This window comes from Pseudomonas sp. Pme6b, assembly GCF_058129925.1.
In genome coordinates this window covers 4,516,226-4,529,902 of the sequence record NZ_CM176704.1, presented here as the reverse complement: position 1 = coordinate 4,529,902, position 13,677 = coordinate 4,516,226, and the positions used below count along the sequence as shown (strand labels likewise).

Here is a 13,677-nt window from a genome sequence, read left to right as displayed (position 1 = left end):
AATGCCTTGGGTGACGCTCCGCGTCACGATTTTGCTCCGCACCGCACACGCATGTCTGGGCGTAGAGCATGGGCGCGTTAGCTGCCGATCGTTCCTCACGCTCCCGCGTGGGAATGCCTTGGGTGACGCTCCGCGTCACGATTTTGCTCCGCACCGCACGCGCATGTCTGGGCGCAGGTGGCACGACAGCGGGAGGGCGCGATGGTGGGAGTGCTATCGGATCACTGCTGTGACTTGAGGCAATCCAGGTCAGTGAAGTCCTTGCGCATGTCGGCAATGCGGCTCAGCAGTTTTGCACGCTGTTCCGGTGTGCTCATGGCGGTAACGTCGACAATCAACGATATCGCTGCCTTCTCGGTCTGGTCATAGGCCTTGCGGTACTCGGGCGTCCAGAAGGTCTCACGGTCTTGCAACAGTGCGGCGATGCGCTGCGGAAAATCGCTTGCCTGACGTTGTTGCACCGTAGCCAGAAACAGGTTCTGCCAGCGAGTACGGTTTTCAATCCACGCCTTGTTTTGCTCGCCAAGCGAGGCGGACCAAGCCTGAATCCGGTCTTTCTGCGCCTGATTCAGCTTGCCTATCCATGGCGTCAGGCGTTTTTGCATGCGGTCGGCGCGCTCGGCAACCTGGCGTTCCAGTGGTTGCTCAAGGTATTTGTTTTCACGTTTACGCTGATCCTTGGCAAACGACTCCTGCATCTCTTGCACTTGCTTGTCATCAAAGCGCGAGAGCAATTCCACAGCAGACGGGGTAATTTCCTTCGAGATTTTCGCTATCGCCTCTTTGGCTTCGCGAGTGCGGGCCTCCAGCCCCTCGTACGTCACCTGGTCGGTTTTGACCATATCCTCAAGCTTGTCCAGCCAGGTCAGATACTCCGGTAACTGGGTACTGCAATGCCAGCTCAAGTGTTGCTTGAGGCGCACATCCAGCCAGCTTTTCTGTTCCGAATTCATGTCCAGGTAGTCGCTGAGCGTCCACGGGATGATGACGTCGAGATTGCGATACGCCAGTCCAACCTGATTGCATCCTGCAAGCAGCGCAACGGTCATCAACAGGGTGATGAGGGCTTTGAATAAAGACTGCATGACAACTCCTTGGCGTACTGACGTGCAGTAGAGGAGTGTAGCGTCTGGCAGTTCAACCGGTTTGAGCCTTTAAAAGAACGAGCGCACCGCTTTGAGCGTAAACGTCCCTTCACAGCGCGCGTTGTGGCCGCTGTAGACACTGCAATCGCCGCCGCTCAGGCTTGAGCCGCTGTAGATGAGGTTCATGTCAATGCCCAGCCAGGGGCGTGACAGGTTCAGCGACCAGTCGTTGAAACCGTTGATCAACCCGCCGTCGGCGGAAGACTGCGGGGTATCAAACTGATGATTGGCGTATTGCATGCGCACGCCCACCCCCAGTTGCTCGATAGCCCCCAGGTCGACAAATACCGTGCTGTCGCGTGTGCCAACATCGTTACTGAATGCTGCGCCGATGCGGCTGTTTCGCATGCGCAGTCCGGCGTAGAACTCGTGACTGTCGATCTGGCTGGTATCGGGGTAGCTGTAACGAATCATCCCCAGTTCATAGCCCAAGGTATTATCGAAGGGTTTCTTGAAGCCCATGTAGGAGTCAAGTTCCATCCCTGAATCGGAAGCAAAACCCATGTTTGGTGCCCATTGGCCGAAGTAGAAGCCGCTCTCGTGGGTCAGGTCCAGTCCGCCATGAAAAGAGCCCGAGCCGCCGCTGGGCGTCACAAGGCCTTGCGCCATGCTGCGCGTGGGCGTAGTTGCCAGTTTCAGGTCGAAGTCGCCCAAATCCCGCTCCAGAACCTGGGCAGAGACGGACTGACAGACAAGCATGGCGCTGAAAGACAGCACATGTAAGCGATGGCTGAGCATGGCTCACTCCTTGATCTGCGAGGAGTGTGGTCAGGGATGGCGTATCGAAAATGGCTCAGGAGCCGACACAAGCCGCGAGCTAGAGCCTCGCAAGGATACCGTTGAAATTGGCCGAGGGCGCACCGTTCGTCGATCCGTTGTGTGTCAGTTAGCCGCAGTGGTGCGCGCCGAGGGGATGACCAGGCCGCGAATCACTACCAGCGCCTGTTGAAATGACGGGTAGCCGCTCTTGGCAACGTCCAGTTGGGAGTACTCGGCCTGGTAACGTTCAGCAAGCTTCGGGTCGCTGACGCTCAGCTGTTGCGAGAGCAGGGCGATGGCCAGTGGATGCTTGTGCTTTGCCGCAGTCTGCAGCAGTTCGATAATCTGTTTTTGATCGGCCTGCTGGCGGATCAACAGTACGGCCTGGTAGAACTCGGCTTCGCCCGATGCGTCGTCGAGTGCGGCACGGCGCAGCATGGCTTCGGCCAGCTCGTAGTTTTCGCGGTCGTCTTCGCTGATCAGCAACTTGGCCTGGAGCATGTCGTTCTGATAAAGCAGATGCCCCGCCCGGCATGGGCTGTCGGTGAGCTGGCTGTCATTGGGACCGTTTTCGCAGTGGTGCGATGCGCAGCCGCCAAGGTAGACAAGTGCGCCGAAAAGCATCCAGTTCTTCATTCGAGCATTCCACAAAGGAGATAACGTCCAGAGCGTGAACCAGCTCGTGGTCATAGTGATATCAGAGGAGAGAGTAGCAGCGTGACCGGAAGAATATCCAGCGAAGGATCGTCAATCTAGCGCCTTGAGCGTCAAGGCGCATAGAGATCGACAGGCAGGGCGCGGTTTTACTTTTTACCGAGATTGATCTGCTTGGAAGGTGCGAAGGTCTGGCCACTCACGCCTTTGGCAATTTGCTGGATTTCACCGCCGGACTTCAGGAAAGCTGCAATCTGCGCGTTGATCGAATCGCTCGTTTCAACGGCTGGGGCGGGTTTGGCTTTCGAGTGGGATGCTTTGATACGCATGGCTGCCATTTACCTTCATAAACGTAATACGGCCAGCCAGAGTACAGGAAACGCTTGATTATTGCTTGGCAAATATGGCATTCGCCCGAGGTCGGCCGTTTGGCGGAGCTGCCTGGGCTCTGCGCGATTTAAATCTAACACTCTGTTTTAAAAGACAAGTTTATGACTGGTAGCCTTTGTGCTGCCCGAGCGCGTCAATCCGTTTCGATCGGGGAAGCTGACGAGTGGAGGCTATGTCGGCACCTTCTGCCACGCGGCGCGAACCCGGCGGTAAAGTCGGGTAGAATGCCGCCCACGCAATGAGGGTATCTGGAAATGGCTTTAATCGGGCGCTACAACAGCTTGCAAATCGTCAAGCACACGAACTTCGGTCTGTATCTGGACGGTGCGCAGGATGGTGAAATCCTTCTGCCCAATCGGTACATCCCCAAGGATATTCCTACTGAAGATGAAGACTGGCTCAATGTGTTCATCTATCTGGACAGCGAAGACAAGCTGATCGCCACCACTGAAAAACCCAAAGTGCAGGTCGGTGAGTTTGCCAGCCTCAAGGTGGTTGAAGTCAACAGCATCGGCGTGTTCCTCGACTGGGGCCTGCCCAAGGACCTGTTGCTGCCGTACTCCGAAGAGAAGCGTACCTTGCAGGCCGGTGAATACTGCGTGGTTCATGTTTACCTCGATAAGCACACGCGGCGCATCACCGCCACCGCGCGCCTGGATCGCTACCTGGACAAAACCCCGGCCAGTTACAGCGTCGGCCAGGAGGTTGACCTGCTGGTCGCCGAAGCGACCGATATGGGTTTCAAGGCAATTATCAACAACAAGCATTGGGGCTTGATTCACAAGAACGAAGTGTTCAAGTTCATGCGCGCCGGCAAGCAGGAAAAGGGCTACATCAAGGAAATCCGTGCCGACGGCAATATCAGCCTGAGCCTGCAGCCGGTGGGCGCAGAAGCAGCGAGCAGCCTGAATTCGAAAATTCTCTCAAAGCTGCGTGAGAACAACGGTACATTGCCAGTCAGCGACAAAAGCGATCCGCAGGTCATCAGCGGCCTGTTTGGGGTCAGCAAAGGTAACTTCAAGAAAGCTATCGGTGCGTTGTACAAACAGGGGCAGATCGTGATTCACGCTGACCGTATCGACCTGGTCTGATATATCGCCCGGGCCCGGAATTTCATCAAGGACGTCCCATGAAAAGAATACTCACGGCTTACCTCGGCACGTTACTGGCGTTTCTGATCCTCGACGGGTTGTGGCTGGGCGTCCTCATGGGGCCGACCTACCGTGAATGGCTCGGACCGCTGATGCTTGCCACGCCCGTGGCTGGGCCTGCAATAGCGTTCTATCTGCTCTACGGGGCAGGCGTCGTGGTTTTCGGCGTAATGCCCGCGTTCAGAGAGCAGCGACTGAGCCGTGCGACCTTGTTCAGCGGGCTGCTGGGGCTGGTTGCCTACGGTACTTATGACCTGACCAACTGGGCCACCTTGCAGGGCTGGCCTGCGCAACTGGCGCTGATAGACCTTGCGTGGGGTACGGTGGTGTCGGCATTGGCCGGGACGGCGGGGTATCTGGCGGTGCGTCGGTTTACGTGAAGCGGCAGGCCGGGATGAGGTTGCCGATTGGCAACTTTCATCCCGAGCCGTGCGGGAACGTGACGACTGCTGGTGGAGCTATTTTTGCAAGAAGGCGGCAAAACCCAGGTTGCTGCCCTTGGGGCGCATGTCCTTGAGGAATGAATCCTTGTCGGCGCTCAGCTCCAGGCTGACGGTCGGCTTGCGTTTGTCCGCATTGCGCACTTCAAGGCCTTCCATGTGATCGCGCATGAACACCGTGGTCACTTTCAGGTGCAGCAACTGGTCGGTTTCAGGTGTGTGCAGCAGCAAGTGCAGCCATTCGTACTGACCCACTTGCAGGCGCGGCACAGGCAGGTCGAACCACCAGATGTTTCTTTTTGGGTCCAGCACGGCGAAGTGCGTGTTATTGACGCCGAGCACCGCGCCGCCCAAGTCCTGGTTTCTGCGTGCAATGGCCAGCTTTTTATCGAGTTTCATAACGTTCCTGTGCATCGGTTTGTTCAGCGTGTCGGCCCTGCCGGACAACAGTGGCGCGCATTCTCGCACAAACTTCGATGCAAACTCGCCGTCGGCGGCGCTAAAAACGCGCCATTGCAAATGGCAGACGAGTGGCATCAGCCGGCCAGAAAATAGTTGAAACTCTTCGCGACAGCCGCAGGTCAACCATTTTGTCGAGTACGACATCCGATTCCAGCGCGGTCTTCAGACCCAGGAGATTCACGATGAGCAGCACCAGCGATAAAGCCAAAGGTATGGCCAACGAAGCCGTTGGTAACGTCAAGCAGGCTGTTGGCAAGGCTACCGACAACACCAAACTGCGGGCTGAAGGCAAGGCGCAAGAGCTGAAAGGCGAAGGCCAGCAAGCCAAAGGCAAAGCCAAGGACGCGATCAAGAAGGGCGTGGACAAGGCTTGAGTCGATGGGTCCCGGGGCTTTCATTCCGGGATCAGGCAAGACCGATAACGGCCATCCGCGGATGGCCGTTATGCTTTCTGCTCTGCGGGACTGAAACCTTTCACGACCTGTCCAGTCAATGTGCCATCGGTATTCGCATCTCTGCGCCACATACGGGACACTGCATGCATGAAGTACCGGTTTTCAGGATGTGAGGTTTTCCAGTAAGGGAGCGAGAGGAAGCGCCATGATTTTCCCCCATTTGCGTAAATTGAAAGTCAGCAAGGTGCTGGTGAGAACCGTCAACGAGTTCCTCGACGACGAGATGTCCACCTACGCCTCGGCACTGGCTTATCAGATGCTGTTCTCTCTGTTTCCGTTTCTGCTGTTTCTGATCGCATTGATCGGCTTTCTGCACCTGCCGGACTTTTTTTCCTGGTTGCGGCTGCAATCGGAATTCCTCTTGCCGCCCCAGGCGCTCGAGCAGGTCAACCCGGTCATCGACCAGTTGCAACAGTCCAAGGGTGGCCTGCTGTCCATCGGTATCGTGATCGCGCTGTGGACTGCTTCAGCAGGTGTGCGCCTGATGATGAGTGCCATGAACGCTGCCTACGACGTGGTCGAAGGGCGGCCTATCTGGAAGCGCCTCCCGCTGTCGATCCTGTATACCGTAGGCATTGCCGGCATGTTGCTCGCGGCCGCAGCTTTCATGGTGCTGGGGCCGCAAGTGATGAACTGGATTGCAGCCCAGATCGGCATGGAAGACTTCATCGTGACGCTGTGGACCATCCTGCGCTGGCCGGCGATCATCATTCTGCTGATGGTTGCGGTGGCGCTGATCTATTACGTGATGCCTGACGTCAAACAGGAGTTTCGCTTTATTACCCCAGGCTCGGTGCTGGCGGTGGTGGTATGGATCGTTGCTTCACTGGCGTTTGGTTTTTACGTCAAGACCTTTGCCGATTACAACGCCATGTACGGCAGTATCGGCGCGATCATTGTCCTGCTGCTGTACTTCTACATTTCGGCTGCCGTGCTGTTGTTGGGGGCTGAAATGAATGCGGTGATCGAACATATGTCCGCCGAAGGCAAGGACGCAGGCGAGAAGGAAGCCGGTGACGGGCTGGGCGAGGAAAGCAGCGAAACAGGCAAACAGCACGTTTCCGGCCTGGGCCGCGATCACTCGGTGCCACTGCAGAAGGCTGACGAAACCTGATCGCGTTCTGTGGCAAGATTGCTTTTTAGGCAAGGAACACGCAGCCATGATCCGTAGCATCCTGAAAATGGGCGATGAGCGCCTGTTGCGCATCGCCCCTCCGGTGCCCGCAGACATGTTCGGCAGCAGCGAACTCAACACGCTGATTGCCGATATGTTCGAGACCATGCACAGCGTGGGCGGTGTGGGCCTTGCCGCACCGCAGATCGGCATTGATCTGCAACTGGTCATTTTCGGTTTCGAGCGCAGTGAGCGCTATCCCCAGGCCGAGGCGGTCCCTCAGACCATCCTGCTCAACCCGCTGATTACCCCATTGAACCCGAGCCTGGAAGAAGGTTGGGAAGGGTGTCTGTCGGTGCCGGGGTTACGGGGTATGGTGAACCGTTACCAGAGCATTCGCTACGAAGGTTTCGACCCTGACGGCCAGCGGATCGAGCGTGTTGCCCATGGATTTCATGCGCGGGTCGTGCAGCATGAATGCGACCACCTGATTGGTCGTCTCTACCCGTCGCGCATTACCGATTTCAGCAAGTTCGGCTTCATGGACGTAATGTTCCCGGACATGGACCCCAATGCCGATGAGTGATCTTCCGGCGGCTCTGCAAAACCGTCAGGCTTCCCGACAGAGCGCAATCAGCGGTTTGCTGCGGCTGTAGCGCATGAATTTCTCGCCGAGGGTGTGTGGCAGACGTTGTGCTGTTTCAAACCCGGCAAGCTGGTAAAAACCCAGCAAATCAGGATGGCAGAACAGCCACACCGGCCCGGCCAGCGGTTGCAGCGCGGCATCGATCAAGCTTCGCGCCACTGTCTTCCCGCGCATGGGGGGCGCTACGAACAGCCCGGTCAGCCAATGTCCCTCAGCGACGGGCGTCAGGCACAAGGCACCGATGATTTCTGCCTGCTTCGCCACCCACGCCTGCCCCTTGCTGGCCGCACGCATCGATGACTGATGCTCGCGGTAAAACTTGCCCAACAGCGGGCGGCACGCATCGGGTAACGGGTAAAAGCGGATTTCAGACATCGCGGACGGGCTCGGTACGTGGGCTGCGCATCATACAGAGGCTAAAGCCGTGACAACTAATCGCCAAGGGCTGCTGTCGATAGTTTCAGACCCGTTTTTTTTCGCGCCATTTGAGGTGAGCATGAAATCGATAACACGACTGTTGGGCTGTTCACTTCTGGCGCTGGGGCTGCTTGGGCAGACAGCAGGGGCGGCTGAAAAAAACGCGCCTATCCAGTTCGGTGCGCTCACTTGGGAAAGTGGCAGCCTGATCACCGAGGTGCTGCGTACCCTTGTCGAGAAAGGCTATGGCTACCGTACTGATACCTTGCCCGGCAGCACCGTCAGCCTGGAAACTGCGCTGGCGAAAAACGACATTCAGGTGATCGCTGAAGAGTGGACCGGACGCAGCCCTGTGTGGGTCAAGGCTGAAGCTGACGGCAAGGTGCTCGGCCTGGGCAACATCGTCAAAGGCGCGACCGAAGGCTGGTGGGTGCCTGAGTACGTGATCAAGGGCGATGCCGCCAAAGGTATCAAACCTGTAGCGCCCGATCTGAAGTCTGTCGCTGACCTGGCGCGCTACAAGGACGTTTTCAAAGACCCTGAATCGCCCGACAAGGGCCGTTTTCTGAACAGCCCGAGCGGTTGGACTTCGGAGATCGTCAACACCCAGAAGCTCAAGGCTTATGGCTTGACAGACAGCTTCGTCAACTTTCGCACCGGCTCGGGCGCGGCGCTGGACGCCGAAGTCGCATCGGCCATCCGCCGTGGCAAACCAGTGCTGTTCTATTACTGGTCACCCACACCCCTGCTGGGCAAGTACAAGCTGATCAAGCTGGAAGAGCCCGCTTTCGATGCAGAAGCCTGGAAAACCCTGACCGACGCCAGTAATCCCAACCCGCGTGGCACCTCTTCGCTGGCGGCGACGCTGTCTATTGGTGTGTCGGCAGAATTCAGCAAGCAATACCCTGAGTTGGTGAGTGTCTTCAAAAACGTCGATTTTCCGATTGATCTGCTCAACCGGACATTGGGTGAAATGAGTGACAAACATGAGGACCCCGGCGTGGCCGCCGCCAGGTTCCTCAAGCAGCACCCCGAGGTCTGGAAAGCCTGGTTGCCGGCCGATGTTGCCGCCAAAGTCAGTCACAGCCTTTGACCGTTGCGCTGCAAGGATCATGGAAGGGGCATAGCTGATAACGTCATCAATGGCCGGTATACGACGTGTCGGGTGGTAAAGCTCTGCCGAGCTGTTAAGTTCAGGGCTCAGTCAATTCATGCTCAGGAGGAGCCATGGCTGATTACATCCAGGGCTCGCGAGGTGCGTGGCAGACCTGTCTGGCACTCATGGCCTGCCTATGCCTGGACGCGCTGCACCCGGTCAATGCTGAAGAAGCGGATGACATGGCGCTGGCGTTGGTGGAACAGCGAAATCTGGGCGAAGGTCTGGCGTGGCTGGGTTATCAGGTCGCCTCGCGCACAGCGACGTTTGCCGGTATCGTGCAAGCAATTGGCAAGACCGAAGCTCAGGAACTGGTGCAAAAAGAGTTGCAGCGCCTGCAACCTGAGTATCAATCGCAATGGGACCGCAATCTGGCAGCGGCCTATGCCCATTCATTTACGGCCGAGGAATTGCGTTCGCTCAATCAGGGCGAGGACTCGCCTTCCATGGTGAGCAGATTCAGAGCCAGAAACACCCAGGTCAGTGCCGACATGAAAGCCCGGTCCTCGGAGCTGCTGGGACAATTCGTAAGTCGTGCGCTGGGCAACGCTCAGGCAGCACTGCAACGCTGACATCCATTCGATGATATGAGGCAAAACCATGGACGCATTCATGCAGGCTGCAATCGATGAGGCACAACTAGGGCTGAAGGAAGGTGGAATCCCCATCGGTTCGGTCATTGTTCACGAGGGCAAGATCATTGGTCGGGGGCATAACCGCCGTGTGCAAGAGGGCAGTGCAACCAGGCACGGCGAAATGGATGCCCTCGAAAACGCCGGTCGCCAACCGGCCCGCGTGTACCGTGACGCGGTGCTCTATACCACGCTGTCTCCTTGTGCGATGTGCAGCGGGGCGATCCTGCTCTACGGCATTCGCAAGGTGATCGTCGGCGAGAACCAGTCGTTCATGGGCGAGGAAGAACTCCTACGCTCGCGTGGCGTGCAGATCGAGGTGCTTGATAACCAGGAGTGCAAGCACATGATGCAGGGCTTCATCGCCAGCAAGCCTGAGTTGTGGAACGAAGATATCGGCGAGTAAGGGGGGTGAAACCTCCAGGTCATGAGTCCGAGAACGGGCTCGGACCAGCGCAATTGCCACAATAGTCATCGCGATACTTGCCTGCCGTGCCAATGCTCTGCGTTGGCATGCCTTTGGTGAGATTCTGCGTCACACATCCTCAGCCTGGCGAGGCAGCGTGCATAACCGACGCTCAGGCCTCAATGCCCCGACCCTGATCATCGATCAATAATCTTCTTCCGCTCCGGACTTAAAGTGCTGTTTGTGCCACTAGTGTGCCTTTAACGGTGATAATCTCCTCTCATCATCATTACGGTATGCACAACAGGCCGGTTGCCTGTTTATTTTCGGAGCCCGATATGTCGGTCCAACAGCGCAATAACGTCAATATCGTGGGCGACGGACCGGCCACTCTGATTTTTGCTCATGGATTCGGCTGTGATCAGCACATGTGGCGCTTCATGGCTCCGCACTTCGCCGAACGCTTCAAGGTTATTCTGTTCGACCTGGTAGGCAGCGGAGATTCCGACGTGTCGGCCTGGTACCCGCACAAATATGCGTCGCTCAAGGGCTATGCAAGCGACTTGCTGGAACTGGTCGACGAGTTCGCCGGAAACGGCCCGGTTGTGCATGTCGGTCATTCGGTCAGTTGCATGATTGCGGTGCTTGCTGAACTGCAGTCGCCCGGCCGGTTCGACGGCCATATCATGGTGGGTCCATCGCCCCATTACCTCAACGACGGTGATTACGTCGGCGGCTTCACTCGCGCTGATATCGATTCGTTGCTTGAGACGCTGGAAAGCAATTACCTGGGCTGGTCCAGCACCATGGCGCCGACACTCATGGGCGCCTCTGACCGGCCTGAACTGGGTGAAGAGCTTGCCAGCAGCTTCTGTCGTACCAATGCCGAGATTGCCAGGCAGTTTGCCCGCGTAACCTTTCTTTCCGACCATCGTGCCGATGTCGCGAAACTCAAAAGCAAGACGCTGATCATGCAAAGCAGCGATGATCTGGTGGTGCCGGTGCAGGTTGGCGAGTACCTGCACCGTGTCATTGCCGATAGCACCTTGCACATGATCGACAATGTTGGGCATTACCCGCACATGAGCGCGCCGCAGCAATGCATAACCGCCATGAATCAGTTTCTGGCGTCTTACGAGAGCGCTGCACATGACGGTTGAACAGGTGAGTCTGCCAGTGACAGAAGACCTGTACGAACATGCGGCCTGCGGTCTGTTGGTTACCTTGCCCAATGGCACCATTGAGCGTGCCAATCTGACGTTCTGCCGTTGGCTGGGCCTTGAACGTGAAACTGTTCTGGGTCGCCGCTTTCAAGACCTGCTGAGTCTGGCAGGCAAAGTCTTCCTGCAAACCCACTGGGCGCCGCTGTTACAGACCCAGGGGTCGATTGCCGAGGTCAAGGTTGAATTGATCCATGCCGGTGGCCGCGCCATTCCCATGATGCTCAATGCCGTACGCCGCGAGCATCCGACCGGGGTTTTACATGAAGTGGCGGTGTTCATGGCCGAGGAGCGCAACAAGTACGAACGTGAACTGCTTGCTGCGCGCAAGATCGCCGAAGAGCTGTTGCAGCAACAGATGACTGTTCAGACAGAACTTACCTCGGCACGCAATCGCCTGCGTCTGGCTCACGCCGAGGCGGAAATACGGGCCATTTTTGCCGAGCAGATGATTGGCATCGTCAGCCACGACCTGCGTAACCCGCTGGCGGCAATCAAGATGGCGGCCGGGCTGCTGGAGCGCACGCAACTCGAGTCGCGACAAGAACGAATCCTCGGGCACATCCACCACTCCACTGACCGGGCCGACCGCATGATTGTGGATCTGCTGGATTTTACTCATGCCCGCGTCGGCAGCGGTATTGCCGTGGTCCCTCAGGCTATCGATCTGCACGCGGTTGTTGCTCGAGGCGTCGAAGAGCTGCGCCAGGTTTTCCCGCACAGGGTGCTGACGCATCGCAGCGAAGGACAGGGTGCGTGCTCGGCGGATCCGGATCGTCTCCTGCAAATGCTCGGCAATCTGGTGAGCAACGCCATCAACTATGGCACGGACGGCAGCGAGGTTTTGATCACGTCGTCCTTCGATACCTGGCTGATCAAGCTGTCGGTGCACAACGTCGGCGAACCCATACCGATGGAGAAGGTGGACGACCTGTACGAACCGGTCGTACGGGTGGTCAGCGACAGTGACGAAACCCGCACAGTCGGGCTTGGCCTGTTCATTGTTCGTGAGATTGTTCGAGCCCATCTGGGTGAGGTGACGGTTCGCTCGTCGGTTGAGGAGGGTACAACGTTCACAGTGGCCTTCCCGCGCCCTCCTGCATGAGTGAACGTACGGCCAGGTTTTTTTCGGTCAACGTGGCGTATTCACGGGTGCACAATGATCGTTACAGACCTAAACTAAACGCTGCGCCATTACCTCAAGGCTGATACAGGTTCTCCATGCGGCAATCCATTTCAAATGATGTAGCCAAGATAAGCCGGATCAGCGCGGTTCCGGCCATCCTGCAAGTCATCACCGAATCAACCGGCCTGGGCTTTGCCGCCGTGGCGCGTGTCACCGAAAGTACCTGGATGGCTTGCGCGGTTCTGGACAAGCTGGATTTTGGTTTGAAACCCGGCGGCGAGCTGGAACTCAGCAGCACAATCTGCCACGAGATTCGCAGCTCCCACAAGGCTGTGGTGATTGATCATGTCGCTGAGGATCCGCTGTTTTGTGAGCACCATACGCCGCGGTTATACAACTTCCAGAGTTACATATCGGTACCGATCTTCCTCTCCAATGGCACCTTTTTCGGCACTATCTGTGCGCTGGACCCCAAACCCGCCAAGCTGACGGGTACCCCCATCGAGTCGATGATGGCGTCTTTTGCGCGTCTTCTGGCACTGCAGATCGAGGCCGAGGAAAACCTGCAGCAAGTGCGTGAAGACCTTCTGGCCGAGCGTGAGGTGGCAGAGCTGCGCGAGCAGTTCATCGCCGTTCTGGGGCACGACCTGCGCAACCCTTTGTTTGCCATCAATGCCAGTGCCGAATTGCTGCTGCGTCGGCCACTGGATGAAAAGGCCCTGCAAGTCGTGCAACACATCCTGACGTCTGGCAAACGCGCCTCACAACTGGTCGACGACGTGCTCGACTTTGCCCGCGGCCGGATGGGGCATGGTATTCCGCTGAGCATGCATGATGCACACGGGCTGGATGAAACGCTTGAGCATGTTGTGTCAGAGATACGCCGCGTTCACCCGTCCCGGCTGATCAAGTCGGATATAAAGATGCTGGAGCGTATTCGCTGCGACCACGAGCGGATCGCACAATTGCTGTCCAATCTGGTGTCCAACGCGATCAGTCACGGTGATCCCCAAAGCCCGGTCGAGGTGACAGCGGGAGTGCGCGGTGATCTGTTTCTACTCAGCGTTACCAATCAGGGCGAGCCGATACCCGAGTCCGTTCGTTCGCAGTTGTTCCTCCCTTACTCACGGCCAATCACTGACGAGCCGCAAGCCGGGCTAGGCCTGGGGCTCTATATCGCCAGCGAAATAGCCCTGGCGCATGGCGGTACGCTTGAAGTGTGCTCGACACAAGAGCAGGGTACTGTCTTCACGTTCAGGATGCCTTTGAAGTCGGCGTAGATACGCCCGCAAACCACGATGTGTGACCTGTGCGTGGCGCTCCTTGCCCTGCGCCAGGGCCAAGCCTGCGTGGCGTCGCGCATGGCTGAAGGTATGCGCTTTGACCATCCTTGTTACAAACTCTCACACCGCTATGCTTGCTCATCGACACTGTCGGGCCGAACCTGAGGCCTGGGCTGCCGTCAAAGGCCTGAGTCTTCACGGTTACCCCGCAGTTTCACCTT

17 protein-coding genes are annotated in these 13,677 nt (G+C 57.5%); 11 read left to right on the top strand and 6 right to left on the bottom strand.

What is annotated here, in order from left to right; all coding sequences use genetic code 11:
* Window positions 1-221: 221 nt before the first annotated feature.
* The 4 genes from AC4ANE_RS20560 to AC4ANE_RS20545 form a co-directional block, all read right to left on the bottom strand.
* Entirely contained in the window at window positions 222-1,085 is an 864-nt protein-coding gene (locus AC4ANE_RS20560; RefSeq protein ID WP_002554406.1) for a DUF6279 family lipoprotein, read from the bottom strand.
* Between the two features lie 69 nt (window positions 1,086-1,154).
* Window positions 1,155-1,883 carry a TorF family putative porin gene (locus AC4ANE_RS20555; RefSeq protein ID WP_005734007.1) on the bottom strand — a complete coding sequence of 243 codons (729 nt, stop codon included), beginning with the start codon at window positions 1,881-1,883 and terminating at the stop codon, window positions 1,155-1,157.
* Window positions 1,884-2,027: 144 nt separating this feature from the next.
* Entirely contained in the window at window positions 2,028-2,540 is a 513-nt protein-coding gene (locus AC4ANE_RS20550; protein ID WP_004657591.1) for a hypothetical protein, read from the bottom strand.
* Between the two features lie 167 nt (window positions 2,541-2,707).
* Window positions 2,708-2,896 (bottom strand): PFL_1563 family small protein, encoded by a 189-nt coding sequence (locus AC4ANE_RS20545; RefSeq protein ID WP_002554403.1) that lies wholly within the window; start codon window positions 2,894-2,896, stop codon window positions 2,708-2,710.
* A gap of 306 nt (window positions 2,897-3,202) precedes the next feature.
* On the opposite strand from AC4ANE_RS20545, the gene AC4ANE_RS20540 reads away from it, so the two are divergent.
* Window positions 3,203-4,039 (top strand): CvfB family protein, encoded by an 837-nt coding sequence (locus tag AC4ANE_RS20540; protein WP_002554402.1) that lies wholly within the window; start codon window positions 3,203-3,205, stop codon window positions 4,037-4,039.
* 38 nt (window positions 4,040-4,077) lie between these two features.
* Window positions 4,078-4,479 (top strand): DUF2177 family protein, encoded by a 402-nt coding sequence (locus tag AC4ANE_RS20535; protein WP_460408494.1) that lies wholly within the window; start codon window positions 4,078-4,080, stop codon window positions 4,477-4,479.
* Between the two features lie 78 nt (window positions 4,480-4,557).
* Here AC4ANE_RS20535 and AC4ANE_RS20530 read toward each other — a convergent pair whose 3' ends face one another.
* Window positions 4,558-4,938 carry a hypothetical protein gene (locus AC4ANE_RS20530; RefSeq protein WP_002554400.1) on the bottom strand — a complete coding sequence of 127 codons (381 nt, stop codon included), beginning with the start codon at window positions 4,936-4,938 and terminating at the stop codon, window positions 4,558-4,560.
* Window positions 4,939-5,183: 245 nt separating this feature from the next.
* On the opposite strand from AC4ANE_RS20530, the gene AC4ANE_RS20525 reads away from it, so the two are divergent.
* The 3 genes from AC4ANE_RS20525 to def all read left to right on the top strand — a co-directional run bounded on the left by AC4ANE_RS20525 (window position 5,184) and on the right by def (window position 7,156).
* Window positions 5,184-5,375 (top strand): CsbD family protein, encoded by a 192-nt coding sequence (locus tag AC4ANE_RS20525; RefSeq protein ID WP_002554399.1) that lies wholly within the window; start codon window positions 5,184-5,186, stop codon window positions 5,373-5,375.
* A 226-nt stretch (window positions 5,376-5,601) separates the two neighbouring features.
* Entirely contained in the window at window positions 5,602-6,570 is a 969-nt protein-coding gene (locus AC4ANE_RS20520) for a YihY/virulence factor BrkB family protein (RefSeq protein ID WP_002554398.1), read from the top strand.
* Between the two features lie 46 nt (window positions 6,571-6,616).
* The gene (def, locus tag AC4ANE_RS20515) at window positions 6,617-7,156 is read left to right on the top strand and encodes a peptide deformylase (protein WP_002554397.1); all 540 of its coding nucleotides are present in this window, start codon (window positions 6,617-6,619) and stop codon (window positions 7,154-7,156) included.
* A 24-nt stretch (window positions 7,157-7,180) separates the two neighbouring features.
* On the opposite strand, the gene AC4ANE_RS20510 is transcribed toward def, so the two are convergent.
* Complete coding sequence (locus AC4ANE_RS20510; protein WP_002554396.1) at window positions 7,181-7,591, bottom strand: GNAT family N-acetyltransferase; 411 nt, start codon at window positions 7,589-7,591, stop codon at window positions 7,181-7,183.
* 121 nt (window positions 7,592-7,712) lie between these two features.
* Between AC4ANE_RS20510 and AC4ANE_RS20505 the strand changes: the two genes are divergently transcribed.
* The 6 genes from AC4ANE_RS20505 (at window position 7,713) to AC4ANE_RS20480 (ending at window position 13,453) form a co-directional block, all read left to right on the top strand.
* On the top strand, window positions 7,713-8,726 hold the full coding sequence (locus AC4ANE_RS20505) for an ABC transporter substrate-binding protein (protein ID WP_002554395.1): 1,014 nt from the start codon (window positions 7,713-7,715) through the stop codon (window positions 8,724-8,726).
* Window positions 8,727-8,860: 134 nt separating this feature from the next.
* Window positions 8,861-9,361 carry a hypothetical protein gene (locus AC4ANE_RS20500; RefSeq protein WP_002554394.1) on the top strand — a complete coding sequence of 167 codons (501 nt, stop codon included), beginning with the start codon at window positions 8,861-8,863 and terminating at the stop codon, window positions 9,359-9,361.
* 28 nt (window positions 9,362-9,389) lie between these two features.
* Complete coding sequence (locus tag AC4ANE_RS20495) at window positions 9,390-9,827, top strand: nucleoside deaminase (RefSeq protein ID WP_002554393.1); 438 nt, start codon at window positions 9,390-9,392, stop codon at window positions 9,825-9,827.
* Between the two features lie 338 nt (window positions 9,828-10,165).
* A complete protein-coding gene (locus AC4ANE_RS20490; RefSeq protein ID WP_002554392.1) occupies window positions 10,166-10,987 on the top strand; it encodes an alpha/beta fold hydrolase in 822 nt (273 codons plus the stop codon).
* On the top strand, window positions 10,977-12,152 hold the full coding sequence (locus tag AC4ANE_RS20485) for a PAS domain-containing sensor histidine kinase (RefSeq protein WP_002554391.1): 1,176 nt from the start codon (window positions 10,977-10,979) through the stop codon (window positions 12,150-12,152). Before AC4ANE_RS20490 ends, AC4ANE_RS20485 begins: the two co-directional genes overlap by 11 nt.
* A gap of 116 nt (window positions 12,153-12,268) precedes the next feature.
* Entirely contained in the window at window positions 12,269-13,453 is a 1,185-nt protein-coding gene (locus AC4ANE_RS20480; protein WP_005734000.1) for a GAF domain-containing sensor histidine kinase, read from the top strand.
* Window positions 13,454-13,677: the final 224 nt, after the last annotated feature.

What these genes read in the sequence shown, in the direction of transcription:
- AC4ANE_RS20555 (WP_005734007.1), bottom strand. Translation starts at nt 1,883, where the DNA reads ATGCTCAGCCATCGCTTACATGTGCTGTCTTTCAGCGCCATGCTTGTC.
- AC4ANE_RS20505 (WP_002554395.1), top strand. Translation starts at nt 7,713, where the DNA reads ATGAAATCGATAACACGACTGTTGGGCTGTTCACTTCTGGCGCTGGGG.
- AC4ANE_RS20545 (WP_002554403.1), bottom strand. Translation starts at nt 2,896, where the DNA reads ATGGCAGCCATGCGTATCAAAGCATCCCACTCGAAAGCCAAACCCGCC.
- AC4ANE_RS20495 (WP_002554393.1), top strand. Translation starts at nt 9,390, where the DNA reads ATGGACGCATTCATGCAGGCTGCAATCGATGAGGCACAACTAGGGCTG.
- AC4ANE_RS20535 (WP_460408494.1), top strand. Translation starts at nt 4,078, where the DNA reads ATGAAAAGAATACTCACGGCTTACCTCGGCACGTTACTGGCGTTTCTG.
- AC4ANE_RS20520 (WP_002554398.1), top strand. Translation starts at nt 5,602, where the DNA reads ATGATTTTCCCCCATTTGCGTAAATTGAAAGTCAGCAAGGTGCTGGTG.
- AC4ANE_RS20490 (WP_002554392.1), top strand. Translation starts at nt 10,166, where the DNA reads ATGTCGGTCCAACAGCGCAATAACGTCAATATCGTGGGCGACGGACCG.
- AC4ANE_RS20500 (WP_002554394.1), top strand. Translation starts at nt 8,861, where the DNA reads ATGGCTGATTACATCCAGGGCTCGCGAGGTGCGTGGCAGACCTGTCTG.
- def (WP_002554397.1), top strand. Translation starts at nt 6,617, where the DNA reads ATGATCCGTAGCATCCTGAAAATGGGCGATGAGCGCCTGTTGCGCATC.
- AC4ANE_RS20480 (WP_005734000.1), top strand. Translation starts at nt 12,269, where the DNA reads ATGCGGCAATCCATTTCAAATGATGTAGCCAAGATAAGCCGGATCAGC.
- AC4ANE_RS20530 (WP_002554400.1), bottom strand. Translation starts at nt 4,938, where the DNA reads ATGAAACTCGATAAAAAGCTGGCCATTGCACGCAGAAACCAGGACTTG.
- AC4ANE_RS20525 (WP_002554399.1), top strand. Translation starts at nt 5,184, where the DNA reads ATGAGCAGCACCAGCGATAAAGCCAAAGGTATGGCCAACGAAGCCGTT.
- AC4ANE_RS20560 (WP_002554406.1), bottom strand. Translation starts at nt 1,085, where the DNA reads ATGCAGTCTTTATTCAAAGCCCTCATCACCCTGTTGATGACCGTTGCG.
- AC4ANE_RS20510 (WP_002554396.1), bottom strand. Translation starts at nt 7,591, where the DNA reads ATGTCTGAAATCCGCTTTTACCCGTTACCCGATGCGTGCCGCCCGCTG.
- AC4ANE_RS20550 (WP_004657591.1), bottom strand. Translation starts at nt 2,540, where the DNA reads ATGAAGAACTGGATGCTTTTCGGCGCACTTGTCTACCTTGGCGGCTGC.
- AC4ANE_RS20540 (WP_002554402.1), top strand. Translation starts at nt 3,203, where the DNA reads ATGGCTTTAATCGGGCGCTACAACAGCTTGCAAATCGTCAAGCACACG.
- AC4ANE_RS20485 (WP_002554391.1), top strand. Translation starts at nt 10,977, where the DNA reads ATGACGGTTGAACAGGTGAGTCTGCCAGTGACAGAAGACCTGTACGAA.